The sequence below is a fragment of the Ralstonia sp. 25C genome (genome assembly GCF_051904805.1).
Taxonomy (GTDB): domain Bacteria; phylum Pseudomonadota; class Gammaproteobacteria; order Burkholderiales; family Burkholderiaceae; genus Ralstonia.
Genome location: NZ_CP196737.1, coordinates 2,334,162 through 2,360,466 on the forward strand (window position 1 = coordinate 2,334,162; position 26,305 = coordinate 2,360,466).

The 26,305-nt window shown below is 64.7% G+C and carries 26 protein-coding genes; 15 read left to right on the forward strand and 11 right to left on the reverse strand.

Features of this window, described 5'->3' with window-relative positions:
- Positions 1–153: 153 nt before the first annotated feature.
- From ACS7SF_RS10860 to ACS7SF_RS10870, 3 genes are all read right to left on the reverse strand, one after another.
- Positions 154–909 (reverse strand): YdcF family protein, encoded by a 756-nt coding sequence (locus ACS7SF_RS10860; protein WP_439889798.1) that lies wholly within the window; start codon positions 907–909, stop codon positions 154–156.
- Between the two features lie 117 nt (positions 910–1,026).
- The gene (locus tag ACS7SF_RS10865) at positions 1,027–1,632 is read right to left on the reverse strand and encodes a DUF6630 family protein (protein WP_439889799.1); all 606 of its coding nucleotides are present in this window, start codon (positions 1,630–1,632) and stop codon (positions 1,027–1,029) included.
- 23 nt (positions 1,633–1,655) lie between these two features.
- On the reverse strand, positions 1,656–2,177 hold the full coding sequence (locus ACS7SF_RS10870) for a MarR family winged helix-turn-helix transcriptional regulator (protein ID WP_439889800.1): 522 nt from the start codon (positions 2,175–2,177) through the stop codon (positions 1,656–1,658).
- A 121-nt stretch (positions 2,178–2,298) separates the two neighbouring features.
- Here ACS7SF_RS10870 and ACS7SF_RS10875 point away from each other — a divergent pair, with 121 nt between their 5' ends.
- Positions 2,299–2,886 (forward strand): nitroreductase family protein, encoded by a 588-nt coding sequence (locus ACS7SF_RS10875; protein WP_439889801.1) that lies wholly within the window; start codon positions 2,299–2,301, stop codon positions 2,884–2,886.
- A gap of 50 nt (positions 2,887–2,936) precedes the next feature.
- A complete protein-coding gene (locus tag ACS7SF_RS10880; RefSeq protein WP_439889802.1) occupies positions 2,937–3,839 on the forward strand; it encodes an EamA family transporter in 903 nt (300 codons plus the stop codon).
- Between the two features lie 11 nt (positions 3,840–3,850).
- On the opposite strand, the gene ACS7SF_RS10885 is transcribed toward ACS7SF_RS10880, so the two are convergent.
- On the reverse strand, positions 3,851–4,804 hold the full coding sequence (locus ACS7SF_RS10885) for a M48 family metallopeptidase (protein ID WP_439889803.1): 954 nt from the start codon (positions 4,802–4,804) through the stop codon (positions 3,851–3,853).
- 97 nt (positions 4,805–4,901) lie between these two features.
- Between ACS7SF_RS10885 and ACS7SF_RS10890 the strand changes: the two genes are divergently transcribed.
- The gene (locus ACS7SF_RS10890; protein WP_439889804.1) at positions 4,902–6,191 is read left to right on the forward strand and encodes a muropeptide transporter; all 1,290 of its coding nucleotides are present in this window, start codon (positions 4,902–4,904) and stop codon (positions 6,189–6,191) included.
- A 4-nt stretch (positions 6,192–6,195) separates the two neighbouring features.
- On the opposite strand, the gene ACS7SF_RS10895 is transcribed toward ACS7SF_RS10890, so the two are convergent.
- Positions 6,196–7,389: a class I SAM-dependent methyltransferase gene (locus ACS7SF_RS10895; protein ID WP_439889805.1), complete on the reverse strand. Its 1,194-nt coding sequence runs from the start codon at positions 7,387–7,389 to the stop codon at positions 6,196–6,198.
- Positions 7,390–7,405: 16 nt separating this feature from the next.
- Here ACS7SF_RS10895 and ACS7SF_RS10900 point away from each other — a divergent pair, with 16 nt between their 5' ends.
- Both ACS7SF_RS10900 and ACS7SF_RS10905 read left to right on the forward strand, forming a co-directional pair.
- On the forward strand, positions 7,406–8,221 hold the full coding sequence (locus ACS7SF_RS10900) for an SDR family oxidoreductase (RefSeq protein ID WP_439889806.1): 816 nt from the start codon (positions 7,406–7,408) through the stop codon (positions 8,219–8,221).
- 21 nt (positions 8,222–8,242) lie between these two features.
- Positions 8,243–8,641 (forward strand): dihydroneopterin aldolase, encoded by a 399-nt coding sequence (locus tag ACS7SF_RS10905; protein WP_426396399.1) that lies wholly within the window; start codon positions 8,243–8,245, stop codon positions 8,639–8,641.
- Positions 8,642–8,922: 281 nt separating this feature from the next.
- On the opposite strand, the gene ACS7SF_RS10910 is transcribed toward ACS7SF_RS10905, so the two are convergent.
- Both ACS7SF_RS10910 and rocD read right to left on the reverse strand, forming a co-directional pair.
- Positions 8,923–9,852: an arginase gene (locus tag ACS7SF_RS10910; protein WP_439889807.1), complete on the reverse strand. Its 930-nt coding sequence runs from the start codon at positions 9,850–9,852 to the stop codon at positions 8,923–8,925.
- 24 nt (positions 9,853–9,876) lie between these two features.
- Positions 9,877–11,103: an ornithine--oxo-acid transaminase gene (gene rocD, locus ACS7SF_RS10915; protein WP_439889808.1), complete on the reverse strand. Its 1,227-nt coding sequence runs from the start codon at positions 11,101–11,103 to the stop codon at positions 9,877–9,879.
- Between the two features lie 130 nt (positions 11,104–11,233).
- Here rocD and ACS7SF_RS10920 point away from each other — a divergent pair, with 130 nt between their 5' ends.
- The 6 genes from ACS7SF_RS10920 to ACS7SF_RS10945 all read left to right on the forward strand — a co-directional run bounded on the left by ACS7SF_RS10920 (position 11,234) and on the right by ACS7SF_RS10945 (position 17,864).
- On the forward strand, positions 11,234–12,157 hold the full coding sequence (locus ACS7SF_RS10920; protein WP_439889809.1) for a LysR family transcriptional regulator: 924 nt from the start codon (positions 11,234–11,236) through the stop codon (positions 12,155–12,157).
- Between the two features lie 84 nt (positions 12,158–12,241).
- Complete coding sequence (locus ACS7SF_RS10925) at positions 12,242–13,009, forward strand: TetR/AcrR family transcriptional regulator (RefSeq protein WP_439889810.1); 768 nt, start codon at positions 12,242–12,244, stop codon at positions 13,007–13,009.
- A 12-nt stretch (positions 13,010–13,021) separates the two neighbouring features.
- Positions 13,022–13,987, forward strand: coding sequence for an HlyD family secretion protein (locus ACS7SF_RS10930; protein ID WP_439889811.1), 966 nt, complete (start codon positions 13,022–13,024; stop codon positions 13,985–13,987).
- Positions 13,984–14,955: an ABC transporter ATP-binding protein gene (locus tag ACS7SF_RS10935; RefSeq protein WP_439889812.1), complete on the forward strand. Its 972-nt coding sequence runs from the start codon at positions 13,984–13,986 to the stop codon at positions 14,953–14,955. Before ACS7SF_RS10930 ends, ACS7SF_RS10935 begins: the two co-directional genes overlap by 4 nt.
- Positions 14,952–16,121, forward strand: a complete 1,170-nt coding sequence (locus ACS7SF_RS10940) for an ABC transporter permease (RefSeq protein ID WP_439889813.1) — start codon at positions 14,952–14,954, stop codon at positions 16,119–16,121. Before ACS7SF_RS10935 ends, ACS7SF_RS10940 begins: the two co-directional genes overlap by 4 nt.
- A gap of 345 nt (positions 16,122–16,466) precedes the next feature.
- The gene (locus ACS7SF_RS10945) at positions 16,467–17,864 is read left to right on the forward strand and encodes an efflux transporter outer membrane subunit (protein ID WP_439889814.1); all 1,398 of its coding nucleotides are present in this window, start codon (positions 16,467–16,469) and stop codon (positions 17,862–17,864) included.
- 272 nt (positions 17,865–18,136) lie between these two features.
- On the opposite strand, the gene panE is transcribed toward ACS7SF_RS10945, so the two are convergent.
- Positions 18,137–19,093: a 2-dehydropantoate 2-reductase gene (gene panE / locus ACS7SF_RS10950; protein WP_439889815.1), complete on the reverse strand. Its 957-nt coding sequence runs from the start codon at positions 19,091–19,093 to the stop codon at positions 18,137–18,139.
- A gap of 150 nt (positions 19,094–19,243) precedes the next feature.
- Between panE and ttcA the strand changes: the two genes are divergently transcribed.
- The 3 genes from ttcA (at position 19,244) to glmS (ending at position 23,769) form a co-directional block, all read left to right on the forward strand.
- Positions 19,244–20,176, forward strand: a complete 933-nt coding sequence (gene ttcA / locus ACS7SF_RS10955; protein WP_439889816.1) for a tRNA 2-thiocytidine(32) synthetase TtcA — start codon at positions 19,244–19,246, stop codon at positions 20,174–20,176.
- Positions 20,177–20,446: 270 nt separating this feature from the next.
- Positions 20,447–21,814: a bifunctional UDP-N-acetylglucosamine diphosphorylase/glucosamine-1-phosphate N-acetyltransferase GlmU gene (gene glmU, locus ACS7SF_RS10960; protein ID WP_439889817.1), complete on the forward strand. Its 1,368-nt coding sequence runs from the start codon at positions 20,447–20,449 to the stop codon at positions 21,812–21,814.
- 116 nt (positions 21,815–21,930) lie between these two features.
- On the forward strand, positions 21,931–23,769 hold the full coding sequence (gene glmS, locus ACS7SF_RS10965; protein WP_439889818.1) for a glutamine--fructose-6-phosphate transaminase (isomerizing): 1,839 nt from the start codon (positions 21,931–21,933) through the stop codon (positions 23,767–23,769).
- A gap of 56 nt (positions 23,770–23,825) precedes the next feature.
- On the opposite strand, the gene ACS7SF_RS10970 is transcribed toward glmS, so the two are convergent.
- Complete coding sequence (locus tag ACS7SF_RS10970; protein WP_426396428.1) at positions 23,826–24,032, reverse strand: hypothetical protein; 207 nt, start codon at positions 24,030–24,032, stop codon at positions 23,826–23,828.
- The gene (locus ACS7SF_RS10975) at positions 24,029–24,292 is read right to left on the reverse strand and encodes a hypothetical protein (protein WP_439889819.1); all 264 of its coding nucleotides are present in this window, start codon (positions 24,290–24,292) and stop codon (positions 24,029–24,031) included. The genes ACS7SF_RS10970 and ACS7SF_RS10975 overlap by 4 nt, the downstream gene beginning before the upstream one ends.
- A 214-nt stretch (positions 24,293–24,506) precedes the next feature.
- On the opposite strand from ACS7SF_RS10975, the gene ACS7SF_RS10980 reads away from it, so the two are divergent.
- Positions 24,507–25,040 (forward strand): hypothetical protein, encoded by a 534-nt coding sequence (locus ACS7SF_RS10980; protein ID WP_439889820.1) that lies wholly within the window; start codon positions 24,507–24,509, stop codon positions 25,038–25,040.
- Here ACS7SF_RS10980 and ACS7SF_RS10985 read toward each other — a convergent pair.
- Entirely contained in the window at positions 25,009–26,154 is a 1,146-nt protein-coding gene (locus tag ACS7SF_RS10985) for an ABC transporter substrate-binding protein (RefSeq protein ID WP_439889821.1), read from the reverse strand. The two genes, ACS7SF_RS10980 and ACS7SF_RS10985, sit on opposite strands and share 32 nt — an antisense overlap.
- Positions 26,155–26,305: the final 151 nt, after the last annotated feature.

The window sequence follows — 26,305 nt, forward strand, 5'->3', positions numbered from 1 at the left end:
TGCCAATGGTGATGAGAGGGTGAGCGTCAATACGACCAAGGCGGCGCATTGCAAGACTCGGATGTTGCGATGCACAAAGTATAGGTCGGTGCCGGAATTTTGCTGCCCCCCGGAAGCACTAGAGCGGCACTTCGAACGGTTGGCGGGAAGGCTTTACGACTCGCCCGGATTCACGCGTGCCGGATTCCAGCCGAGCGCGTTGTAGACGTGATACCGCGCAATGCCGATCCACTCGTGCAGCGCGAAGTCGGTTAACGCAAAGTTGTACGCCATCGGCAAGGGGGATGCCGTGGCCTGAAGATCATCGGCGCGAACGGGCGTTGGCGACAGGCCAAAGTGGGCGAAGTACAGCAGGCTGCGCCGCAAATGGATGGCCGAAGAGACGAGCATGGTGCGCTCCGGCTTGTAGTCCGCCAGCACCGCGCGCGAGAACTGTGCGTTCTGCCATGTGTTCATGCTCTTCGGTTCCATGAGCACATCGGCGCTGTCGATGCCCAGGGCGATGAGTTCGCGGCGGTAGACGGTGGCCTCGGGCTCGCCATGGTGGCGGGCATCGCCGCCGCTCACGAGGATCTTGCAATCGCCGTTGGCTTTCTTGCAGGCCTGGTAGATCTGCGCAGCCTCGACGAGGCGCGGGTACGAGAAAACGCCGGGCTCGACCGTCTTGCCAATGCGGAAGGTGCCCGCGCCCAGCAGCACGATGGCATTGCGCGTGCCCCAGGTGAGGGTCGGTTCGTTTTCAAACGGCTTTTCGAGCGAGTCGAGCAGCCACGCCGGCACCGGCCCGCAGCCAATCGCCACCACCAGCACGGCCGACACTGCCGCCAGTGAACGCGCAGCCCGACGTCGACCGCGTGCCGCGCACACGGCCGCCACGATCACCAGTACACACAGCACGGCCAGGCTCACAGCTTTCCCCTATTCGGCACAACACGGCATGCCCCGCGCATGCCTGGGGAGCCATCGTAATGAGGAATGGCCGCGAGCGCGACCCGTCTGCTTACGGGGGCGTTGTGGTGGGCTGGACTAGAGCGACAGCCCTTGCGATACGCGGAAGTCGTCTGCCTGCTCCGCCTTCAATCCCGCCCGCTGCGCGTGTGCGAGCGCGTCATCGAGCAAATCCGTGCGGATGGGCAGGGCAAAGTAGTCGTCGCCGCCGGTATCCACGTGGAGCAGTTCGTAGCCATGCGGACGGAGCCACGCGCCGAAGTCGAGCAGGCCAAGGGCGACAGTGCGTTCGGGCTCCGCGACTGCCCATTCCCAACGCGCATCGATGCCCAGCGTGTCGAGCAGCTTCTCCACCTGCCATTCGATTTCATCTGACGCTTTCCAGTCGACCCAGACGGTGAGCGTCCCGGGCGTGCCGTCGCCAAGGTCTCGGGCGATCGACCATGTCAGCAGCTCGGTGATGTCGTCTCCGGGCAGGTCGCCGGTTCGCACCGTAGCCGCCAGTTGGTCTGCCTCCGCTTGCCCGCGCGGCGCCGCTACCAGCCGCACGAACGCTGCCAATGCATCGATGGCTTCCGCGCTGGGAGCGCCATGCTCGCGCAGGATGTCGTCGTCCTGCAGCGGGTCTTCCGATACGGGGGTCGGCGCGGGCCGGCTGAACAGGTTCTTGAAGCGCTTCAGCATGGTTGCCTTCTCCTGCGGTTGGTTTAGTCCGTCAGCCCGCTGATTTTGCTGAGCAACTCCCGCAAGATCGCCCGCTCCGCCTGGCTCAGCGTCGCGAGCATCCGCTCTTCTGTCGCCACGTGCGAGGCGACCAACCCATCCACCAGCGCAAAACCCGCATCCGTCAGCATGATCTGCAAGCCGCGCCGGTCTTCCGGGGCCGTCTTGCGGGCGATCAAGCCGCGCTTTTCCAGCCGATCCAGCCGATTGGTCATGGCAGAGGTGGACAGCATCATGTCCTTGGCCAGTGCGGAGGGCGACAGTGCCTGTGTGCGGCCGTTGCGGCGCAGAGTGAGCAGGACGTCAAAACCGGCGAAGTCCAGGTCCGCGCTCGCCACGTTGGCCACCACGCCTTGCCGCAGCCGCTCACCTGCGCGCCAGATCTCGCCCACGACAGCCATCGGGCTTGGGTCGACATCCGGCCGCTCGCGCCGCCATTGCGCGAGGATGTTGTCGATCGGTCCCCCTTGGGACGATGGGGGATTGCCGGGATCACCTTGACGCATCGAAAACCTCATCCTAGTATTTCGACGTCAAACTACTTGATGTCGAGATGCTTGAAATCGTATCGGGTTTGCCGATGCGGGGCAATCGACGCCGCGCCGCACTGGCACACGGAAGAAACTCATGACCGAACGACTCGCCGATCATCCGATCGATCCTCTTTTCCTGGCGCGCTGGTCGCCGCGCGCCTATGACGGCCAGCCCATGCCCGAGGCCGATCTGCTGCGTATTCTCGAGGCGGCGCGTTGGGCCCCGTCGGCCTACAACTATCAGCCGTGGCGGTTTCTCTACGCCTGCCGCGACGATGCGCACTGGGCGGACTTTCTGAATTTGCTCGTCCCGTTCAATGGCGACTGGGCGCAGCACGCCTCGGCGCTGATCTTCGTGTTGTCCGATACGCTCGTTCGTCCTGGGGATGCAGCCGCCGACGTGCCCTCGCGCACGCACAGCTTTGATGCGGGCGCGGCGTGGGCGCAACTGGCGCTGCAGGCGGTCAGCCTCGGATATCACGCGCGCGCCATGGCTGGCGTGGACTTTGACCAGGCGAGGACCGTGCTGCATGTGCCGGAACGCTTTCACATCGAGATTGCCGTGGCGGTGGGACGTCGCGGCACGCTGTCGTCGCTGCCAGAGCCCCTGCGGGAGCATGAGGGGCCGACCCCGCGTCGACCGGTTAACGAGCTCGCGTTTAGCGGGCGGTTTCCTGCGTAATTTTGGTTGTCCAATTATTTCGATGTCGAAATATTAAAGAGGGAGGCGCTATGCCGTCGAATCGCCTGGCTGTCATGCTGGTCACTGCGCTGGCGCCCATGTTGTGGGGCACCACCTACCTGGTGTTCACCCAGACGCTGCCGGTTGACCATCCGTTGCTGGTGGGCGCACTGCGGGCGCTGCCGGCGGGTGTGCTGCTGATGCTGCTCGGTCCGGGTCTGCCGCCGCGTGACAAGCTGCTGCCGCTGATGTTTCTTGGCTTGGCGAACATTGGCGTGTTTTTCGCGCTGCTGTTCGTGGCGGCCCAGCGCCTGCCGGGCGGTGTGGCCGCGACGATCATGTCGGCGCAGCCGCTGGTGGTGGGGCTGCTGGCGTGGCCGCTGCTGCGCCGCACGCCGCGGCCGGCCCAACTGGCGGCCGCATTGGCGGGCTCGCTGGGTGTGGGTTTGCTGATTCTTGGGCCGGAAGCCAAGCTGGATGCGATCGGCGTGGGGGCTGCATTAGCGGCCGCATTGTCGATGGCAACAGGTACGGTGCTGATCGAACGCTGGGGCCGCATCGGCACACCGCTCGCGCTGGCGGCATGGCAACTCGCGCTGGGCGGGCTGGTGCTGCTGCCGGTGGCGTTGCTCGTGGAAGGCCTGCCGCCCGCGCTGACGGCACGCAATGTCGTCGGTTTTCTGTATCTGGTGCCCATCGGCACGGCGCTTGGCTACTGGCTGTGGGTGCGTGGCATTGGTGTGCTCGGCGCGGACGTGACCTTCCTCTCGCTGCTGAGCCCGCTGACGGCCACGGTGCTCGGCGCGCTCGTGCTGGGCGAATGGTTCACGCCGGTGCAGACGGCCGGTGCGCTGCTGATTCTGGGTGCGACGGTGGCGGGGATGGCGCTCTCTCGGCACGGTCGGCGCACGAGCGTGGCTCCGGCAGCGCCTCTGCAGCCGCGCGGGCGCTGACAGCGCGCCCGCTACCGCCGCATCGGCTGCATGGGTGCCTCGTCGCCATTATCAACAGGCGCCGCGCCCAGATATTGCATGTTCGATCGATACTCCGGCAGCTTCGCCATCGGCATGCGCAGCGCATCGGCAAACAGCGGCAGCGTTTCCGGCAGATGGCGCGACAGCACCACCATGCGCGTGCGCCCCGACGGGTGCGTCGACAGGAACTGCTTCTGCTCTGCCCCGCCAATCGAGCCCATCTTCTGCCACAGCGTGAGCGCCGCACGCGGGTCGTAGCCGGCGCGCGAGGCGATGTCCATGCCGACGAGGTCGGCCTCCGTTTCTTCGGCACGCGAGAAGGCGAGCAGGTGCATCTTGGCGCCTTCGCCCAGGTCCGTATCGCCCCGGTTGCCGAAGCCGAACAACTGCGAGATCACGTTGGCGCCCAGGTTGGTGATCTCACGCTGGCCGGCACGGGCGCGGGCATGTTCGCGCAGCGCGTGGGCGATCTCGTGGCCCAGCGCCATGGCGAGTTCGTCGTCCGTCAGCTTGAATTGCTCGAGCAGCCCCGAGAACACGGCGATCTTGCCGCCGGGCATGCAGAACGCATTGACCTGATTGGCGCCGATCAGGTTGACCTCCCACTGCCAGTGCGCGGCGTCGGCGTTCCAGCGCGGCGCCTGCGGAATCAGCCGCTGGGTGATGGCGCGGATGCGGATCAGATCCGGCACGTTGTCGGGGGCGAGTGCGCCTTCTTTCGCCGCGTTGTCGACGACCTGCCGGTACTCCGCCAATGCACGCTTGTCGATTTCGTCCGACGGGATGACGAGGCGGATGTTGGGCGACGTGGTGGTCGGCGCTTCCAGCTTCACGCCGTCGGCGGGCACGGGCAGGGGGCCGTCCATGGCAGTGGCCCACGTAGCGAGCATGAGGCCGATGGCAGCGAGCAGGAGGCGCCGAGTGTGCAACGTGAGGCGGAACATGGAGGTGGTGAGCCGTATCAGTGCGACATAATATCGGCCTACGCCTGCAGCCACGCTTCGTGGCAACCCGCACCCGCATTCGCCTCCGGCCCGCCGCATGACTTATCACGATTACCTCGACGTTTTCCGCAACCGCCGCATCGGCGCGATGCTGTTGCTGGGCTTTGCTTCCGGCCTGCCGCTGGCGCTCACCTCCGGCACGCTGCAGGCATGGATGACGGTGGAGGGGCTGGATATCCGCACCATCGGACTGTTCTCGCTGGTGGGGCAGGCGTACATCTTCAAATTCCTGTGGGCGCCGTTGATGGATCGCTTCACGCCCCCGATCGGGGGCCGTCGGCGCGGCTGGCTGGTCATCACGCAGGCGGGGCTGGTGCTGTCGATTGCCGCCATGGCCTTCACGCCGCCGCACGCTGCGCTGTGGACGCTCGCCGGGCTGGCGGTGCTGGTGGCGTTTCTGTCGGCCTCGCAGGACATCGTCTTCGATGCGTACAGCACCGATGTGTTGCACGCCAGCGAGCGTGGCGTCGGCGCGGCGGTCAAGGTGCTCGGCTACCGGCTCGCGATGCTGGTGTCGGGTGGCCTGGCGCTGTACCTGGCCGATCGCGTGATGGGCTGGAGCAACATGTACCTGCTGATGGCCAGCTTGATGGCGCTCGGCATCTTCACGACGCTGTGGTCGCCGGAACCCGAGGTGTCGGCGCGCCCGCCGCGCACGCTGCAGGAAGCAGTGCTCGGGCCGCTGAAGGACTTCTTCTCGCGCCGTGGCGCCTGGGCGCTGCTGGCGCTGATCGTGCTCTATAAGCTGGGCGATGCGTTTGCGCTCAGCCTGTCGACGACCTTCCTGATTCGCGCCGTCGGTTTTTCGGCCGGCGAGGTCGGTATCGTGAACAAGACGTTGGGGCTGGCGGCCACCATCGTCGGCGCGCTCTACGGCGGCACGCTCATGGTGCGCCTGGGGCTGGTGAGATCGCTGCTGCTGTTCGGCGTGCTGCAAGGGGTGTCCAACCTTGCCTACTGGGCGCTGTCGGTCAGCCCCAAGCACCTGTGGAGCATGGCGCTGGCCGTCGGCATTGAAAACCTCTGCGGCGGCATGGGCACGGCGGCGTTCGTGGCGCTGCTGATGGCGCTGTGTAATCGGTCGTTCTCGGCGACGCAGTACGCGTTGCTGTCGGCGCTGGCCTCCATCGGCCGTGTGTACGTCGGGCCAACCGCAGGCTACCTCGTGGCAGCCTACGGCTGGCCGACCTTCTACCTGATGTCGGTCGCGCTGGCCTTTCCGGGCGTGGCGCTGCTGTGGTGGATGCGCGGCACGATCGGCCGCTACGAAGCCGAGCAGAACGAACGCGCGTTGGAAGCCAAAGCGGCCAAGGCAGCGTCCGCCTGATTGACTAGCCTAGGCGGTTTGAGCGGTCGGCATCCGCAAAGCCGGCCAGCGGCAGCGCCGCGTCGATGCCCTTGCCCAGGGCAATCGCTTTGAACAGCTCGCCCATCTCCGCTTCCGACAGCAGCTTCTGTACGGCATTGGCCGCCGGCAGAAACTGCATCGGGTCGGACGGATCGAGCGTCATCAGCAGTTCGCCCACGCCCGCGCTCAACAGGAAGCGCGCCTGGCTGGTATAGCCGAGCAGCTCCAGCTCCGCCTCCTGGCCCGCCTGGGCAATCCCCGAAAAATCGACGTGCGCGGTGATGTCCTGCAGGCCGGGCAGCCAGAATGGGTCGTCGTGCGCGTGCTGGCGGTAGTGGCACATGAGCGTGCCGTTGGCGCGGTGCGCGTGGTAGTACTCGGCCGCCGGAAAGCCGTAGTCGATCAGCAGCAGCAGGCCGCGCTCCAACGCAGCGCCGGTACTGCGGACGAAGCCCTCAGCGGCTTCATGCGACTCGGTGATGAGGTCATCCGTGCCGGGCAGGGCGGCGAGCTTGGCGGGCACCTCGGATGGATCGACAAGGCGGTCTTCCCATTGCAAGCCTTGCTCAGTGTCGAGCTTCACGCCGCGCTGGTGCCACACGCCGCTACGCCGCGACCACAGCGACACAGGCATCGCATCGAGCACTTCGTTGCCGACCATCACGCCAATGAACTTTGCGGGCAACGTGTCGTGCCACTGCGCGAGGGCGGCCAGCTCGTGGCCGAGCGCGGCCAGGCGTTCCTGCTGGCGTTGGCGCAGCTCGCCAGACAGTTCGACGATGCCGTAGCTGTCAGGCCGTACGCCCAGTGCATCGAGTTCGGTGATGATGTCGGCGGCCAGCTTGCCGGTGCCGGCGCCGAACTCCAGCACGTGGCGTTGCCCTTCGGGTAGCGTTTGCAGCACCTGCGCGATCTGGTGCGCCACGGTGCGGCCGAAGAACGGCGTCAACTCGGGGGCGGTAATGAAGTCGCCGCCATCCTCCACGCGGCGGCCGAATTTGGCCGCGCCGCCGCTGTAGTAGCCCAGGCCGGGCTCGTAGAGCGCCAGTTCCATGTAGCGGTCGAACGGAAGCCAACCGCCGGCGGCCGCAATGGCGTCGGCGATCAGGGCGAACAGGTGCGCGGATTGCGCCTGCGCCGCCTCGTTGGGAAGCGGTAAACTCACGGTTTTGCTCATCGCCGGATTGTAAACAATGGCGCAGACGCCGACTCAATCGAATGCCGCATCGACCCCGCCAGCCCGCATTGCCCTGGTGACGGGCGCCGCCCGCCGCGTGGGCCGCGTGATTGCCCTGGCCTTGGCCCGCCACGGCTGGGATGTGGCCGTGCATTGCCACCGCTCGCGCACCGAGGCCGACGCTGTGGCCGCCGAGATCATGGCGATGGGCCGCCGCGCCGCCGTGCTTCAGGCGGACCTGTCGGACGAAGCCGCCGCTGGCCGCCTCATCACCGACTGCATCGCTGCACTGGGTACGCCCACCTGCCTGGTCAACAACGCGTCGCTGTTCCAGTACGACGTGGCGACCAGCTTCAGTTATGCGTCGCTCGATACGCACATGCGCACGAACGTGGCGGCGCCGCTGCTGCTGTCGCGCGAACTGCATCGTGCGCTCGTCGCAGCGCAGCCGGACGACAACGCCGTGCGCGGCGTGGTCATCAACCTGCTCGACCAGAAGCTGGACAACCTGAACCCGGATTTCCTCTCATACACGCTGTCGAAGGCGGCGCTGTCCACCGCGACGATGCAATTGGCGCAGGCGCTGGCCCCCGCGTTGCGCGTGGTGGGTGTGGCCCCGGGCATCACGATGGTGTCGGGCGACCAGTCGCAAGGCGGTTTTGCGCGCGCACACCAGATGACGCCGCTGGGCCAGTCGTCCACGCCCGAAGACATTGCCGAGGCGGTGTGCTACCTCGCCACCGCACGCGCCGTCACCGGCACCACGCTGTTCGTCGACGGAGGCCAGCATCTGATGCCGCTGGCCCGCGACGTGATGTTCCTCACTGAATAATTTTTCCCCCGGACGCCTCTCATGCTTTCCCTGCTATCCCACCCGCGCCTGTCGAACTGCCGCCGCATGTTTTTGCGCAACTACGAGGTGCAGATCAACATCGGCGTGCACGACTTCGAGAAGAAGGGCGAGCAGCGTGTCCTGATCAACATCGAGCTGTACGTGCCGCTGGAATATTCGTCGCCCACGCAGGACAAGCTGCATGAAGTGGTGGACTACGATTTCATGCGTGAGACGGTGGCGCGGCGCATGGCGCAGGGGCATGTTCACTTGCAGGAAACACTGTGTGATGACGTGCTGGCGGCTATGCTCAAGCACCCGCATGTGCTGGCGGCGCGGGTGTCGACGGAGAAGCCGGATGTGTATCCGGATTGTGAGTCGGTGGGGGTGGAGGTGTTTCGGATTAAGGATCAGGCGTAAGCGCCCGTTCTTTTGTTGGTGGTGCATCCTTGTTTCATCCCCTCCCGGGGCTGACTCACTTTCTTTGTCTTGCCAAAGAAAGTAAGCAAAGAAAGGCGCGCCCGAGATGGCGACTTCCCCTTGAATTTATGTCGCAGAGAGGGGAAGGGAAAAACTCGCTGCGCTCAGACAGTTTCCCTTCCTTTTTCCTCTCTGCAACAGAAATTCAAGGCGCCATCTAGGGCAGGAACGTCAACGGCCAAACCGTCGGGGCGCCGAGTGTGTCGCCAAAGGTTCGGCTCCTACGCTGCCGTTGCGTACTCTTTGCGCTGGGCGTGCAATGCGCCCGCGACGCTGCCCAGCAGGTCTAGCGCCAGTTGCGCGGTGATCCCGCCCTTGTCGTGGCGTGGGTTGTATTCCACCAGTTCAAATGCCACAAAGCGGGCATCGCGCGCGCAGGCCGCGAGGGTTTGTGTCATGTCCTGGCCGGTGAGGCCACCCGGCTCGGGCGAGCCCACGCCCGGTGCCACGGCGGGGTCAAAGGCATCCAGGTCGAGCGTTACGCCAAAGGCGGCTGTACCCGACGTCACCATGCGGACGGCATCGGCCATGACCGCGCGCAGTCCGACGCGCGCGACTTCCTCGGCGTCGATCACGCGTACGCCAAGCTGGTCGAGCAGTGCGCGCTCGGCGGGTTCGTAGCTCCGTGCGCCGATGACGACCACGTGTTGCGGAAGGAGCTTGGGCGCGGCATCGCGTATTTCCGTGAGCGCGGGTGCGCCGTGGCCGAGCAGCGCTGCCAGCGGCATGCCGTGAATGGCGCCGGAGTCGCTCGTCTGCGGCGTGTGGCTGTCGAGGTGGGCGTCGATCCAGATCAGGCCGAGGGAGCCTTGCGGACGCAGCGCATTGGCCACCCCCGACCACGTGCCGATGGCGCACGAGTGGTCGCCGCCGATGACGACCGGCACATGCCCCGCATGCACGCTGTGGGCTGTCGCATCGGCTAGCGCGCGCGAGAACCCGGCCACGCCCGGCAGCGCCGCGAGCCGTGCGGATCGGCTGTGGCCCGCAGACGTCGCGAGTTCGATGTCGTGTACGAGCGCAGCGTGCGCATTGGGCGTTTGTAGACGCGCCAGCGCGCCGGCTTGCAGGAGCGCACGCGGGCCGTCCTTGCAGCCGTCGTCTTGCGCTCCGCAGCCAATGGCCGCGCCGATCAGGTCCATGTGGGTCATGTCACTCCCCTTGTGAATGCATGTTCAGGCCGCTTTGCGGCGCGGCCAGTCGGCCAGCGTCGTGCGGATGGCCTCCAGCGCCAGTGCCAGTTCCGCTTCGCCGATTACCAGCGGCGGTGTCAGACGGACGACGTTGCCGTAGGTGTCCTTCGTCAGCACGCCGCGTTCTGCCAGCGCGAAGGCGAAGTCATGTGCATCGATGTCGGCATCGAGTTGCAGGCCGATCATCAGGCCGCGCCCGCGCACTTGCCGCACGCCATGGCCAATCAGCGATTTCAGTTCGTTGATGAACGTTTCGCCCACGCGCGCGGCGCGCTGCGGTAGTTGTTCTTCGATCAGCAAGGCGAGTGCCGCACGTCCGATGTGCGCCGCCAGCGGGTTGCCGCCAAACGTGGAGCCATGGTCGCCCGGCTGGAACACGCCGATCACCGCTTCGCGTCCGGCAATGGCCGACACCGGCACCATGCCGCCACCCAGCGCTTTGCCAAGCACCACCAGATCGGCTTCCACGCCGTCGTGCCAGCTCGCCAGCACATCGCCGGTGCGGCCCAGGCCGGTCTGGACTTCGTCACAGACGAGCAGTGCGTTGTGTTGCGTCGCCAACTCACGGGCGAGTTTCAGGTAGCCCGGCGGCGGCACCACAATGCCGCCTTCGCCCTGCACCGGTTCGACCAGGATGGCGCCCGTGTTGGGTCCGATGGCTGCACGCAGCGCATCGGCATCGCCAAACGGAATGCGCCGGAAGCCCGCCGCGAACGGTCCGAAGCCGTAGCGATATTGCTCGTGCGACGAGAACCCGACGATGGTCGTCGTGCGGCCGTGGAAGTTGTTTTCGAAGACGATGATCTCCGCCGCTTCGGGCGGCAGGCCTTTGACCTCGCGCGCCCATTTGCGGGCCGCCTTGATGGCGGTTTCGACGGCTTCGGCGCCCGTGTTCATCGGCAGCGCGCGGTCCATGCGCGTGATGCGGCAGACGTCAGCCAGGAAGGGACCGAGCTCGGTGTTGTGGAACGCGCGCGACGTGAGTGTCAGACGCCGCGCCTGTTCCACCAGCGCCGCCACGAGCTTGGGATGCGAATGCCCAAAGCTGACAGCCGAATACGCCGACATCATGTCGAGGTAACGGTGGCCATCGGTATCGAACAACCAGACGCCCTCGCCGCGTTCCAGCATGACGGGCAGCGGCGCGTAGTTGCGCGCGCCATAACGGTCTTCCAATGCGTAGCTCGGATGTTGCGTTGCGGTTGTCATGATGGCCTCCATCGCGTTCTTGCGGCGGATTGTGCGATCTGACAGACTTGAAATCAAATCGAATGTTTTTGGTTTTTCGATCCAAAAATTTGATGGATTAAGGCGTCACTTTCCAGGCCGCTCCCAAACGATGTCGCACTCTCCGCTGCGCTACCTGCATAGCTTTCTCACCGTCGCCAACGAGGGCAGCTTCGTTCGTGCGGCGGATCGCCTGGCCGTGTCGCAGCCGGCGCTGTCCTACCAGATGCGGCAACTGGAGCAATGGTTGGGCGTGCCGCTGTTTGAGCGTTCTGGGCGCAAGCTGGTCCTTACGCGCGCGGGGGCCTCCGTGCGAGCGTGGTGTCGGGATGCGTTCGCCGGGCTGGACGAGCTACGCGCCGCACTGCACAGCGGCGAGATGGAGCGCGTGTCCCTGAAGCTGGCCAGCGGCTCCAGCTTTGGTCGATATGTGCTGATGCCGGCACTGCTGACGCCATCACCGGAATCCGATGCCCCGCTGCTCGACGATGTCCGCCTGGAGCTTGCGTTCGGCAGCGATGAGGAGGTCTTCGCGCACGTGGAATCGGGCCGGGCTGACCTCGGGTTCGTCTACACGCCACGCACCTCGCGCCTGTTCGAGCACCACGCTGTCTACACGGAAGAGTTCGTCCTGGCGTGCGGCGCTCGCGCACTGCGTGATCGCGACGCCCCACGCACGCTGTCGGACTGCGCCGCACTGCCACTCGTGACCTATGACGAATCGGATGCCGTGTACGGGCTCTGGTTCAAGGCACTGTTCCGGCGCCTGCCCGAAACGACGGTGAGTGCGCATCACGTGTCGGACATCGAAGAGGTCAGCACGCTGGTGGAGGCCGGCATGGGGTGGTCGGTGCTGCCGCTGCACGCCATTCAAGACGCGGTGGAGCGGGGGCGCCTGCACGTCGTGCGGCCGATCACGGCGCGGCGTTGTCTGAACACCGTGTTTGCGGTACGCCGCACGTCGAGCTTTCCGAGTGAAGCGCAGGACCGGCTGCTCGTGCGCCTTGCGCAACTCGATGCTTCCGTGAAGACATAGCCGTTCGCTGACTGCCAAGCGGTTTTGCGCCAGCGCAAACCGGTTGCCTTGAAATTAATTAATTCGACAATTAATATTCGCGGCATGGCAACCCGCAAACCTCCTCCTCGTGGCCCAGGCCGCCCGCGTCGTCAAGCTGGCCCCGCGCAAGACGACCTGCGCGACCGGCTGCTCGACATTGCCGTCACGCTGTTCGCCCGAGATGGGGTTGGGCCGACCACGCTGGCGGCCATCGCCCGCGAGGCCGGCGTGACCGCGCCGATGGTGCACTACCACTTCAAGACGCGCGACCAACTGCTCGACGCGGTGGTCGAGGCGCGCATCCGGCCATTGGTCGACCAGGTGACGGGCCCGGCGCTGGCGCTGATCGCCAGCGATGGCCACCTGCCTGATCTCGCGCAAACCGTGGCCGGCGTCGCCCAGCGTATGGTGGCGGTGGCATCGGCCACGCCGTGGTTCCCGACCTTGTGGATTCGCGAGATCGCCACCGAAGGCGGCCAGTTGCGCGAGCGTGTGGTCCAGCGCATCGCGTTGGAGCGCGCCACCTTGCTGGTCGACCGCTTTGCCCGTGCGCAAGCCGCCGGCCTGGTGAACGCGGCGCTGCAGCCGCCATTGGTGATGGTGTCGGTCATTGGCCTGGCGATGCTGCCGTTGGCTACGCGCACGCTGTGGAGCCGCTTTCCACTGGCCGACAAAGTGAGCGATGAGGCGATCGGCCAGCACGTGGCCGCGCTGTTGCTGCACGGCATCGGCCCCGCTGCCGCGCCCGAACAGGACGGTGGCAAGCAGCCCAAGCGCATAGAGCGCAAATCAAGTAAGTCCAGCAAATCCAGCAAATCGGCCACTCGGTGATTCGGAGGGCGCATGCGTCCAGTGATGTGGAAGGGTGGGGCAGTATGTGTGGCAGCCGCAGGCGCTTTACTTGCAGGTTGCACGAAGCATGACACCCCCACCTACCAGGGCTATGTGGAAGGCGAGTTCGTCTACGTGGCTTCGCCTGTGGGTGGGCGGCTCGAACACCTGGGCGTGCTGCGCGGGCAGAACGTCAGCGTGGGCGCACCTTTGTTCGTACTGGAATCCGTTGATGAAACCGCCGCGCGTCAACAAGCCGCCGCACAACTGCAAGCCGCTGAAGCGCAACTCGCCGACTTGAACCTCGGCCGGCGTGTGCCGGAAGTGGATGCCGTGCGTGCGCAACTGGCGCAGGCAGTGTCGGCGGACAAGCTCTCCGCCATCCAACTTGCGCGCGATGAGGCGCAGTTCCGTGCGGGCGGCATCGCTCAGGCGCAGTTGGACAGCAGCCGCTTAACCGCGCAGGCCAACGCGCAGCGCGTGCGCGAATTGACGAACCAACTGCGTATTGCGCAGTTGCCTGCGCGCAATGATCAGATCCGCGCGCAGTCTGCACAGGTGGAGGCAGCGCGTGCGGCCGTGGCGCAGGCGCAATGGCGCTTGGACCAGAAAGCGCAGAAGGCCACGCAGGCGGGCCTGGTGTTCGACACGCTGTATCGCGAAGGCGAGTGGGTCGGTGCCGGCAGCCCTGTGGTGCGCATGCTGCCGCCGGGCAACGTCAAGGTGCGCTTCTTCGTGCCGCAAGGCGTGGTGGGTGCGCTCAAGCCAGGGCAGGCTGCGCGCCTGCACTGCGATGGCTGTGCTGCCGACGTCAACGCCACCGTCACCTACATCGCCACGGAAGCGGAGTACACGCCGCCCGTCATCTACAGCAACGCCACGCGCGACAAGCTCGTCTTCATGGTTGAAGCGCGGCCCGCGGCCGCCGATGGCCCGAAGTTGCGACCCGGCCAGCCGGTCGAGGTGACGCTGCCATGAGCGCTGCGGACAACCATCATGGTGACGGCGCGGGTGTGGGTCACTACGCCATCGACGTGCACGGCCTGAACAAGCACTTTGGCGATAAGCATGTCGTGAAAGACCTCTCCATGCAGGTCGCACGCGGCGAGATCTTCGGCTTTCTCGGCCCCAACGGCAGCGGCAAGACCACGTCGATCCGCATGATGTGCGGGCTGCTCACGCCCGACAGCGGCAGCGGCACGTGCCTCGGGTACGACATCCTCAAGGAATCCGCACACATCAAACGGCGCGTGGGCTACATGACGCAGCGGTTTTCGTATTGGGATGACCTTTCCATCCGCGAGAACCTTGACTTCGTGGCGCGCCTGTACGAGATGCCCAATCGCCGCGAGGTGGTCGATCACGCGCTGGAAAATCTCGGCCTGGCGTCGCGCGCCAAGCAGCTGGCCGGAGCGCTCTCGGGCGGATGGAAGCAGCGGCTCGCGCTGGCCGCCTGCATGCTGCACAAGCCCGAACTGCTGCTGTTGGACGAACCCACTGCGGGTGTCGACCCCAAAGCGCGCCGTGATTTTTGGGAGGAGCTGCATCGGCTCGCGGCGCAGGGCATTTCGGTGCTCGTCAGCACGCACTACATGGATGAAGCTGAGCGTTGCCACAAGCTCGCCTACATCGCCTATGGCGAGCTGCTCGCGCAAGGCACGGCCGCCGACGTGGTCGCCAGTCAGCGCTTGTCGACGTGGTCGGTGTCGGGCGGCAATCTCGTGGAGCTGGGGCGCAAGCTCGAAGGCCAGCCGGGTGTGGATCAGACCGTTGCGTTTGGCTCTGTGTTGCACGTGACGGGCTCGGATGCGCAAGCGTTGGAAACCACGCTGCGCCGTCTCTCTACCGAAGCGGGCGTGCACACAGAGCCGATCAGCACGGGCCTCGAAGATGCGTTCATCCACATGATGCGGCGCTCGTCCGACAACTACGGAGCGCAGCCATGAAGCTCAACGGCGAGCGTTTCTCCTTCGTGCGCTGGTGGAGCGTGGTGCTCAAGGAGTTCCTGCAACTGCGGCGGGACCGCGTGACGTTCGCCATGATGATCGGCATCCCCGTCATGCAGTTGTTCCTGTTTGGCTTCGCCATCAACACCGACCCGAAGCACCTGCTGACCGGTGTGATTGCTGCGGACCAGAGCGAGTTCACGCGCAGCTTTCTCGCTGCCATGCGCAACTCCGAGTACTTTGACGTGACCACCACGCTGCCCGATGAAACCGCTGGACGCGAGGCGCTGGCGAAAGGGCAGCTGCAGTTTGTTGTGTCCATCCCGCCGGATTTCACGCGCAAGCTGGTGCGTGGTGAAAAACCTTCTCTGCTGGTCGAGGCTGACGCCACGGACCCGGCCGCGACCGGCATGGCACTGGCCTCTGTTTCGCAGCTCGTGCAGAGCGTGGTTAGCAAGGACATGAAGGGCGCGTTGTCGCCGCTGGCCGGTGCGAATGGTGGCAACAGTAGCGGCAGCACACCGCCATTCGATGTGCGTCTGCACAAGCTCTACAACCCGGAAGGCATCACGCAATACAACATCATCCCCGGCCTGATCGGCACCATTCTCACCATGACGATGGTGATGATGACGGGCTTGGCCATGACCCGCGAACGCGAGCGCGGCACGATGGAAAACCTGCTTGCCACACCGGTGCGTCCGCTCGAGGTGATGACCGGCAAGATCGTGCCGTACATCTTCATCGGGCTGGTGCAACTGACGATCATTCTGGCCGCGGCGTACTTCGTTTTTCATGTGCCGTTTGTCGGCAGTGTGTGGATGGTCTACGTGGCGGCGCTGCTGTTTATCGTGGCCAGCTTGACCGTGGGGATCACGTTGTCGTCACTCGCGCAGAATCAGTTGCAGGCGACGCAGCTCACGTTTTTCTACTTCCTGCCGAGCATTCTGCTGTCGGGGTTCATGTTTCCGTTTGTGGGGATGCCTAAGTGGGCGCAGGTGATCGGTAATGCGTTGCCGATGACGTATTTCAACCGGCTCACGCGCGGGATCTTGCTCAAGGGGAATGGGTGGGTGGAGCTGTGGCCGAGTATTTGGCCGTTGATGGTGTTCACTGTCGTGGTGCTGGGGATTGCGTTGCGGTTTTATCGCAGGACGTTGGATTGAGGTGGGGCTATGCGGATGGTCTTTGGGTTGGATGGTGGTGGTGCATCCCGCGTTTCGTCCCCTGCCGGGGCCGACTCCCTTTCTTTGTCTTGCCAAAGAAAGGAAGCAAAGAAAGGCGCGCCCGAGATGGCGACCCATCCCTTGAATTTCCGTAACCGGGCGGCGACGGGAAAAACTCGCTTCGCTCAGACAGTTTCCCGTCTTGTTTCCGCCCGCTTACAGAAATTCAAGGCGCCATCTAGGGCAGGGTACGGCCACACCGTCTGGGTATATGCGTTGGCGTTTTTGCGGTTTGGGGTGGGGCGCGCGTCGGCTTTCACTGCTGCGTCTGCGGCGGCGCTGCTGATGAGCGGTTGTGCGGTTGGGCCGGACTTCAAGGTGCCGGCCGGGCCGGCTGCACCCGGCTATTCCGCGCAGCCTGTGGCGCGCGAGACCGCGTCCGCGCCGGTTGCTGGTGGCGAGGTGCAGCATCTGGCGGATGCGAATGTCCCGGCGGATTGGTGGCATCTGTTCCAATCGCCGGCGTTGGATACGCTGGTGGATGAAGCGCTGCGTGCAAGTCCGTCGGTGGCGCAGGCGGAAGCGCGTTTGCGGCAGGCGCAGGCGGAAGCCGAGGCGCAGTTCGGCTATGCGATGCCTTCTGTGGATGGCAGTGTGTCTGCGGTGCGCCAGCAGATCAATCCGGAGGCGTTTGGCTTCAACACGCCCAAGCCGGGGCCGTTTACCTTGTATTCGGCGTCGCTGTCGGTGTCGTATGCGCTCGATTTGTTTGGTGGCGTGCGCCGGGCGCTGGAGGCATCGCGTGCGCAGGTCGATACGCAACGCTATGAGCTGGAGGCCGCGCGCCTGTCGCTGGCGGGCAATGTGGTGACGACGGCGGTGCGGATTGCCGCGCTCGATGCGCAGATCGCGACCACGCAGCGGTTGGTGGCAGAGCAGCGCCAGCAGCTCGACATCACTGAGCGGCGGCTGAGCCTCGGCGGCGTTGCGCAAGTCGATGCGTTTTCGCAGCGCACGCTGGTCGCGCAGACCGACGCCACGTTGCCGCCGCTCCTGCAGCAGGCTGCGCAGCAGCGGCATCGGCTGTCGGTGTTGCTGGGCCGTGAGCCCGGCGGTGGGCTGCCGGCGTTGCCTACGCTCGACGCGCTGCATCTGCCCGACCCGCTGCCGCTGTCGCTGCCATCCACGCTCGCACAGCGCCGCCCCGACATCCGCGCCGCCGAAGCCATGTGGCACGAAGCCAGCGCCAACGTGGGCGTGGCCACGGCCAACCTGTTCCCGCGCATCACACTGTCCGCCGGCCTGGGTTCGGAAACGACCAGCTTCCGCAACGTGCTTGGCTCGGGATCGAGCATCTGGAACCTGGGCGCCGGGCTCACGCAGCCGATCTTCCACGGCGGCACCCTGCGCGCAAAAAAGCGCGAAGCCGAAGCCGCTTACGACGCAGCGGGTGCCGCGTATAAGCAGGCGGTATTGCAGGGCTTGCAGGAAGTCGCCGACGCACTGCATGCCGTGCACAACGATGCCCAAACACTGCAAGCAAGAGCGTTGGCAACCGACCAAGCGCAACAGACCCTACGCGCCGCAGAGGCGCGCCACGCTGCCGGTGGTATCAGCACGCTGGCGTTGCTCGACGCGCAACGCCAGGTCAACCAAGCCACGCTGCAACAGGTACAGAGTCGAGCGGATCGGCTGCTCGATTCCGCCGCACTCATGCAGGCACTGGGCGGCGGCTGGCAGTAAGAGAAACCAGACGGTGTCGCCAACATAAGCGCCCCGACGGTTTGGCCGTTTCCGCCCTAGATGGCGCCTTGAATTTCTGTTGCAGAGAGGAAAAAGGAAGGGAAACTGTTTGAGCGAAGCGAGTTTTTCCCTTCCCCTCTCTGCGACATCAATTCAAGGGGAAGTCGCCATCTCGGGCGCGCCTTTCTTTGCTTACTTTCTTTGGCAAGACAAAGAAAGTGAGTCAGCCCCGGCAGGGGATGAAACAACGGGTGGACCCAAAGCGCAAAGAACTAAACTACCCCCGCCCGCAACAGGCGTTGCTGGTAAGCCTGCAAATGCGCAAACGCCACCCGCAGCAGCGAAACATCAACGCCCAACGCCCGCCCCCGCCGCAACATATCCCCCACGATATGGTCAGCTTCAACGCGGCCACCGTTCTCCAGATCCCGCAGCATCGACGCCGTCAGCGGTGAGCCCGCCTGCGTCAGCACATTCACACCCCGCTCACGCGCCTGCGGCCGAATCCGATACCCCGACGCCGCCGACACCGCCTCGCAACTCGCAAACATCGCTTCATTCAGCGCGCGGCCCTCGTCGGTAGCCACGATCTCGCCCACCGTCGCCCGCATCAGGCATGTCATCGCCGCCAGCGACGTCAGGAAGACGAACTTCTCCCACATGTCCTGCATGACGTTTTCCGCCAGCACAGAGTCGAACTGCGCCGTGGCAAACACGTCGCGAATGGCCTCGGTACGCTCGCGCGGCGCGTGCGGTGTGCGTTCGCCAAAGGTGATCGAGTGCATCGCAGCACCTTGCCCATTGCTCAGGTGCAGCACGGCACCATCGGGCGCGGTGGTTGCGCTGATGTGGCACAGCCCGCCCAGCACGCGCGATTCCCCGAACGCCGCGTCAAGCCGGTCCAGATGCGCCAGCCCGTTGAGCACCGGCAGCACCACCGTGCGTTCACCCACCACCGGGCGAATCGCCGTGATGGCATCTTCCAGGTCATAGGCCTTGCAGCTCAGCAGCACGAGATCGGCATGGCCCCAGGCTGCTGCCTGGTCGGCGGTGATGAGTTGCACCGGCAACTGCGCATCACCGTGCGGGCTGCGGATCACGAGACCGTGCGCGCGCAGCCGCTCTGCACGCGCAGGGCGTACGAGAAAGGTCACGTCCGCACCCGCCTGGGCGAGCCGCCCACCGAAATAGCCGCCGGTACCACCGGCACCCAGCACCAGAATCCGCATCGTCGTCTCCGTAGGGAAAAAGGAATCAAACGATTCTAGGCCGGTTCGCCCGACCCTGCAGAGGGCGCCCCGCGCGCGCTAAAATGCTGATTTTCCTCACGATTTGACGCCCGTTCGGCCATTATTCAGCGCTGGCGGGGTCGAGATGCCATGACGTTCTCCAATAATTTTCACCGCCTCGAAACCCGCCTGCAGTCGGCGGCCGGTCGCGCCATCGGCGACTTCAAGATGATCGACGATGGCGACACCATCCTCGTGTGCCTGTCCGGCGGCAAGGATTCGTACACGATGCTGTCGGTGCTGATGGCGCTGCAGAAGCGCGCGCCGGTCAACTTCAAGCTGATCGCGATGAACCTCGATCAGAAGCAGCCCGGCTTCCCGGAAGACGTGCTGCCCGCGTACCTGAAAAAGGTGGGTGTGGAATATGTGATCGTCGAGGCGGACACGTATTCGATCGTCAAAGAGAAGGTGCCCGAGGGCAAGACCACGTGCTCGCTGTGCTCGCGCCTGCGCCGTGGCGTGATCTACCGCACGGCCAAGGAACTGGGCGCCAACAAGATCGCGCTGGGCCACCACCGCGACGACATCGTCAACACGTTCTTCCTGAACATGTTCTTCGGCGGCAAGATGAAGGCGATGCCGCCCAAGCTGGCCACCGACAACGGCGACCACGTCGTCATCCGTCCGCTGGCCTACTGCGCAGAAAAGGACATCGCCTCCTACGCCCGCGCGATGGAGTTCCCGATCATCCCATGCAACCTGTGCGGCTCGCAGGAGAACCTGCAGCGCAAGAAGGTCAAGGAGATGCTGCTGGAATGGGAGCGCCAGAACCCGGGCCGCATCGACAACATCTTCGCGTCGCTGCAGAACGTCGTGCCGTCGCACCTGGCCGATACCGACCTGTTCGACTTCAACGGCCTGACCACCGGCCTGGCGAAGATTGGTGAGGACTCGCTGTTCGGCCAGACCGCTTACGACCAGGCACCGCTGGTGTTCGCGGGCTCGCATGACGACCGCATCGAGTTCGTGCGCTTTGAGCGTAACGCGGAGCGCAAGCCGGCCGACGCACCCGCCGCAAGCTGAGCGCAACGCGCCTGGCCGGGCCCGCCATGGTGTCCGCCATCCGCCTGACCAGCCGGCGGGCTAACCAGCCCGGTCATGGCGCAATTGCAACAATTCGACCGTTTGGCCGGTTCTGGGGGAGGGTGGGCCCCATGCTAAAATTTTTACATGTGTCTTATCCGCCGCAAAGGCGCTATGCAAAAGGGTTTGCGGGCGGTTTGGCTTCTCTGAGAAGAGGGTCGCGGACACGCGCCGCAGGCCATCGCTTCGCGTCACTTTAGGAATCTCCTTGTGAATATCGTCATCCTGGCCGCAGGCATGGGCAAACGCATGCGCTCCGCCCTGCCGAAAGTGCTGCACCCCCTGGCAGGCAAACCGTTGCTGGCCCACGTGATTGAAACCGCGCGTTCCATGTCGCCGACGCGGCTGGTGGTGGTGGTCGGCCACGGCGGCGATCGGGTGCGCGAGATGGTTGGCGCGCCGGACATCACCTTTGCCACGCAAGACCAGCAACTGGGTACCGGCCATGCCGTCATGCAGGCCGTCGACCAGCTCGACGAGAGCGTGCCTACCCTCGTGCTCTACGGCGATGTGCCGCTGACCCGCGCCGAGACGCTCAGCGCGCTCGTCGGCGCCGCAGGCAATGACCACCTGGGTGTGCTGACCGTGCACCTGGGCGACCCGACCGGCTACGGCCGCATCGTGCGCGACGCCGCCGGCCGCATCACCCGCATCGTCGAGCAGAAGGACGCCAACGAAACGCAACTGGCCATTCACGAGGTCAACACGGGCATCCTGGTGTGCCCCACGGGCAAGCTCAAGCACTGGCTCGCCACGCTGTCCAACAACAACGCCCAAGGTGAGTACTACCTGACCGACGTGATCGAGCGCGCCGCCACTGAAGGCGTGGCCATCACCTCGGCCCACCCGCTGGCCGAGTGGGAAACGCTGGGCGTGAACAGCAAGGTGCAGCTGGCGGAGCTTGAGCGCATTCACCAACGCAACCTCGCGCAGCAACTGCTGGAAGACGGCGTGACGCTCGTCGACCCGGCGCGCATCGACGTGCGCGGCAAGCTCACGTGCGGCCGCGACGTGGTGATCGACGTCAACTGCATCTTCGAGGGCAACGTCACGCTGGGCGATGGCGTGCGCATCGGCGCCAATGCGGTGATCCGCGATGCGGCCATCGACGCCGGCGCCGAGATCCTGCCGTTCTGCCACATCGAACAAGCCAAGGTGGGCGCCGATTCGCGTATCGGCCCGTACGCGCGCCTGCGCCCGGGCACCGAACTGGCTGAAGACGTGCACATCGGCAACTTCGTCGAGGTGAAGAACAGCCAGGTCGCGGCGCACAGCAAGGCCAACCATCTTGCCTATGTGGGCGATGCGACGGTCGGCTCGCGTGTGAACATCGGTGCCGGCACGATCACCTGCAACTACGACGGCGCGAACAAGTTCCGCACCATCATCGAGGACGACGCCTTCATCGGCTCGGACTCGCAGCTCGTGGCACCGGTGCGCGTGGGCAAGGGCGCCACGCTGGGCGCCGGCACCACGCTGACCAAGGATGCGCCCGAGGGCAAGCTGACGGTGTCGCGTGCTCGGCAGGTCACCATCGACAGTTGGCAGCGCCCAGTGAAGCAGAAGAAAGCAGGCTGACAGAGGGTCTCCTGCGCCGAACAGCGGATGCCGCTGTGGCACATGAGCATCGATACTGAAATACCGAGTGCGGCGCACATTGACGATGCGGCCACGCTCCAACCGGAGAAATCAACATGTGCGGTATCGTTGGCGCGGTTTCCACGCGCAATATCGTTCCCGTCCTGATCGAAGGGCTGCGCCGTCTGGAATACCGCGGCTATGACTCGTGCGGTGTGGCCGTGCAACGCGATGGCCAGCTCGAGCGCGCCCGCACCGTGTCGCGCGTGGCCGATCTCGACACGCAGGCGCAGACCAGCCACCTGGACGGCGCCATCGGCATCGCCCACACCCGCTGGGCCACGCACGGCAAGCCGGACACCGTCAACGCGCACCCGCATTTCTCGGGCGACACCATCGCCCTGGTGCACAACGGCATCATCGAGAACTACGAAGCGCTGCGTGACGAGCTCAAGGCCGTCGGCTACGGTTTTGAATCGCAGACGGACACGGAAGTGGTCGCGCACCTGATCCACCAGGCCTACACGTACCCGAGCAGTGCCACGCGTGGGGACCTGTTCGCTTCGGTGCGTGCGTCCGTCAAGCGCCTGCATGGGGCGTATGCGATTGCCGTGTTCGCGCGTGACAACCCCGACGTGGTGGTGGGCGCGCGCGCTGGCTCGCCGCTGGTGGTGGCGATTGGCGAGAACGAAACCTTCCTCGCTTCCGACGCGCTGGCCGTGGCCGGCACCGCCAGCCGCATGGCCTACCTGGAAGAAGGCGACGTGGTGGAGATCACGCGCGAAGGCTTTACCGTGGCCGATGTGCACGACCGCATCGTCGAGCGTGAAGTGAAGGAAGTGGGCGGCTATGCTGCCGCCGTGGAACTCGGGCCGTTCCGCCACTTCATGCAGAAGGAAATTTTCGAGCAACCGCGCGCTCTGGGCGACACGCTCGAAGGGGTGCAAGGCTTTGCGCCCGACCTCTTTGGCCCGCGTGCTGCTGAAATCCTGCCCAAGATCGACAGCGTGCTGATCCTGGCCTGCGGCACCAGCTACTACTCGGGCTGCACGGCCAAGTACTGGTTGGAATCGATCGCCAAGATCCCCACCCAGGTGGAAGTCGCCAGCGAATACCGCTACCGCGAGACGGTGCCCAACCCGAACGCGCTGGTCGTCGTGATCTCGCAATCGGGCGAAACCGCCGACACGCTGGCCGCGCTGCGCCACGCCCGCGAGCTGGGCCACACGCACACGCTGGCCGTGTGCAACGTGGGCACCAGCGCCATGGTGCGCGAGACCGAGCTCAAGTTCCTTACGCGCGCCGGCACCGAGATCGGCGTGGCGTCCACCAAGGCCTTCACCACGCAACTGGCTGCGCTGTACATGCTGGCGCTGACGTTTGCCAAGCTGCGCGGCCATCTGAACACCGAGCAGGAAGAGGATGCATTGCGCCACCTGCGCCACCTGCCGTCAGCACTGAATGCCGTGCTGGCGCTGGAGCCGCAGATCATCGCGTGGTCGGAAGAATTTGCCCGCCGCGAGAACGCGCTGTTCCTGGGTCGTGGCCTGCACTACCCGATCGCCCTGGAAGGCGCGCTCAAGCTCAAGGAAATCTCGTACATCCACGCCGAGGCGTACCCGGCGGGTGAACTGAAGCACGGCCCGCTGGCGCTGGTGACCGACGAGATGCCGGTGGTGACGGTGGCCCCGAACGATGCGTTGCTGGAAAAGCTGAAGTCCAATATCCAGGAAGTGCGTGCGCGCGGCGGCAAACTGTACGTGTTTGCCGACGCGGATACGCACATCCAGTCCAGCGATGGGATTCAGGTGATCCGCATGCCGGAGCACTATGGCCAGCTCTCGCCGATCCTGCACGTGGTGCCGCTGCAATTGCTGGCGTATCACACCGCGCTGGCGCGTGGCACGGACGTCGACAAGCCGCGTAATCTGGCCAAATCGGTCACGGTGGAATAAGCAAAAAAGCCAGGCAGATCGCCTGGCTTTTTTATTCGCCACGGGCAGGTGCTCCCTCAGTGCACTCGGATGTTCTGGATGTGCGGTGTGAGCTTGCTTACGAACAGCTGCGCATCCTTGAAGTCCTGTTCCTGCAAGGGCACGTCCAGCTCGTGCACCTTCTGCCCAGGGCCGGCCACCAGCCCGGCTTCCTTGCTCTGGCCGTTGTGCTGCTGCGCGGCAACCAGCGTGCCCTTGGCATCGACGACGACGGTGATCTTCATACCATCCCCCCACCTTGAAGGTTGTGCCAGCAGACGCCTGGCCCCTGGTTCGTGATGGACACGAAATACGTCGTGTGTCCGGCGTTGTCCTTCTCCTTGCGTTGATCGTTGGCCAGGTGCACGGCGCCGGAGTTGGGCGTCTTGATATCGGCGCTGGCGAACTGCGTGCCGAAGTCTTCTCCGTTGTTCCGGGTGTACCACCAGTGCGCCGTCTGGCCGGGGTTGAGCAGTGTCAGTGGTCCTACATTGTTAAAGGCCATAAAACCACCCTAATACGAGTTAGAGGAAATGAATGAGAATGCGCCACCAAAATGGGCGCACGGTTTTGCAATCCAATGAAATGTCCCCCTTTGTTGTTGGTTATCAATGCAGGCATGCGTTGATTGCCTGAATTAAGTGTGTGCCTAATATTGGAGTGCGAAGCGCGAAAAGCCTGATCCCTCAATACGCTGGAGGGAGAGAAACTGCGGGCTGTTGGTAAATTCGAGCTTCAGCGTAGGTCGACGCTGGAAAATCTTCAATGCATGCCGCTGTGAAGTTTTCTTTGATCTCGCGTGGATGGAATTAAAAAAACGGCATGCAGTTTTTGTGCGCGTCGTGATCTCGGCACACGCGTATCCATATCGGGTGCCGGGTGTTTCAGGCGTGTGCGCCGATGGCGTGCCTCGTATCCTTCCGGCACGCGCATGCCGGAAGGCAACGGGCGCATCGACCGCCGATATTCCGGGAGACGCCGCCGTGTTCTACTTCTTCAAGCAATACGACGACTCTTTCGTGACTGTTCCGCTCACCGCAAAGCCTTACGTGGCAGCAACTGGAACGCTTTCATTTTCCGTTTGCCCCGCAGTGGAGAATCCCGTCCGATGTGAGGGTGAAATCGGTGATGTGTGCCCAGCCGCTGAGGGCGGCCGGGCGTTACTCTGCGTCGCTTGGCGGGGTGCCGGTGCGAAATTTGAAACGCTCTCGTTTCCTCAGTTCAATTCAGCACGCGCCCGTCCCGGCCAATGATGCCGATATCAACGTAGCGCGAGCCTTCGAACTGCGACGGCCCGTAATGTAAATCGAAGTCGCCCAGATCGAACGGCCCGCGCGTCTGCAGGGCTGTTCGAATGGCTTCTCCGGTCACGGGGCCGTTGACCTTGCGCAGCGCCTCCACGAACAGCTTGGCCGACGCATAACCCTCCAGCGCTGTCGTCGATTTGGCCAGATCCGGGCGGCCGGCCGCCGTCATGTCGGCGATGAAGGCACGCGCCAATTTGGTATTGCGCTTGGCCAGCGCCGGCATCACCTCTGCGATGCAAACACCCCGCGCCAGATCCGGGCTCGATGCGTGCACCAGTTCGTCGGCCGATGGGGTGGAATCGGTCGTCACCACCGCATTGCCGCCGCGCTCGCGGTAGGCCCGCAGGAAGCCGCCGATGTTCACGCTGTCAGAGAACATCAACACCACGTCAGCCTCAGCTTTCAGCACGGTTTCTGCGAGCTTGTTCAGCGTCGCTGCATCCATCGTCTTGGTCGCCAGGGGTACCGTCAGCACAGGCTTGAGCCCTAGGGATTGCATGGCGGCCGTGCTCTTGTTCAGCCCATCCTCGCCAAAGGCATCGCCCTGGTGCAACACGGCAATACGCTTGCCGCCCAGTACTACGCTCTGCCGCACCATCTGCTCGGCTTCCGCCTTGAGGCCCGCGCGTACATAGAAGACCCACTTGTTGTCTGCGCTCTGGCGCACCTGCGTGGACGATACGATGGCGCCGAGCACCGGTGTCCGGTTGGTCTCCAGAACGCCGCTCTTGATCAGCGTGGCGGTGCGCGCAGACCCGTAGTAGTTCAGCAGGGCAGCCGGATGATGCTGGCGGATCACGTCGCCTGTGCGTTGCGCCGCAGTGTCCAAGTTGCTCGATCCGTTGATCGTGACCACCTTGATGGTGTGCCCATTCACGCCACCCGCCTCGTTGACCTTGCGCAGGTACAACTCCGCTGCGTCCGCCGTGGCGCGCGTTGACGGCTCCACGGACCCCTCCAGCGGCAGCACCTGGGCCACCGTCACAACATCGGCGACGGCCTGGGCCGACAGGAATACGGTTGCCACAGCCCCTAGCATGGCAAAGCGTTTCATCTTCATTATTGTTATCACCTAAAAAAGCGCCGGCGCATGCCGGCAAGAGCGGGAACGCGTACCGCCGTGTCTCAAATGGCGGTCACGATTGGGACCCTGTCGACGACGTCCGCCCAGCCTCGATGATTTCTAGTGTGGCCAGTACTTCCGTCCGTGT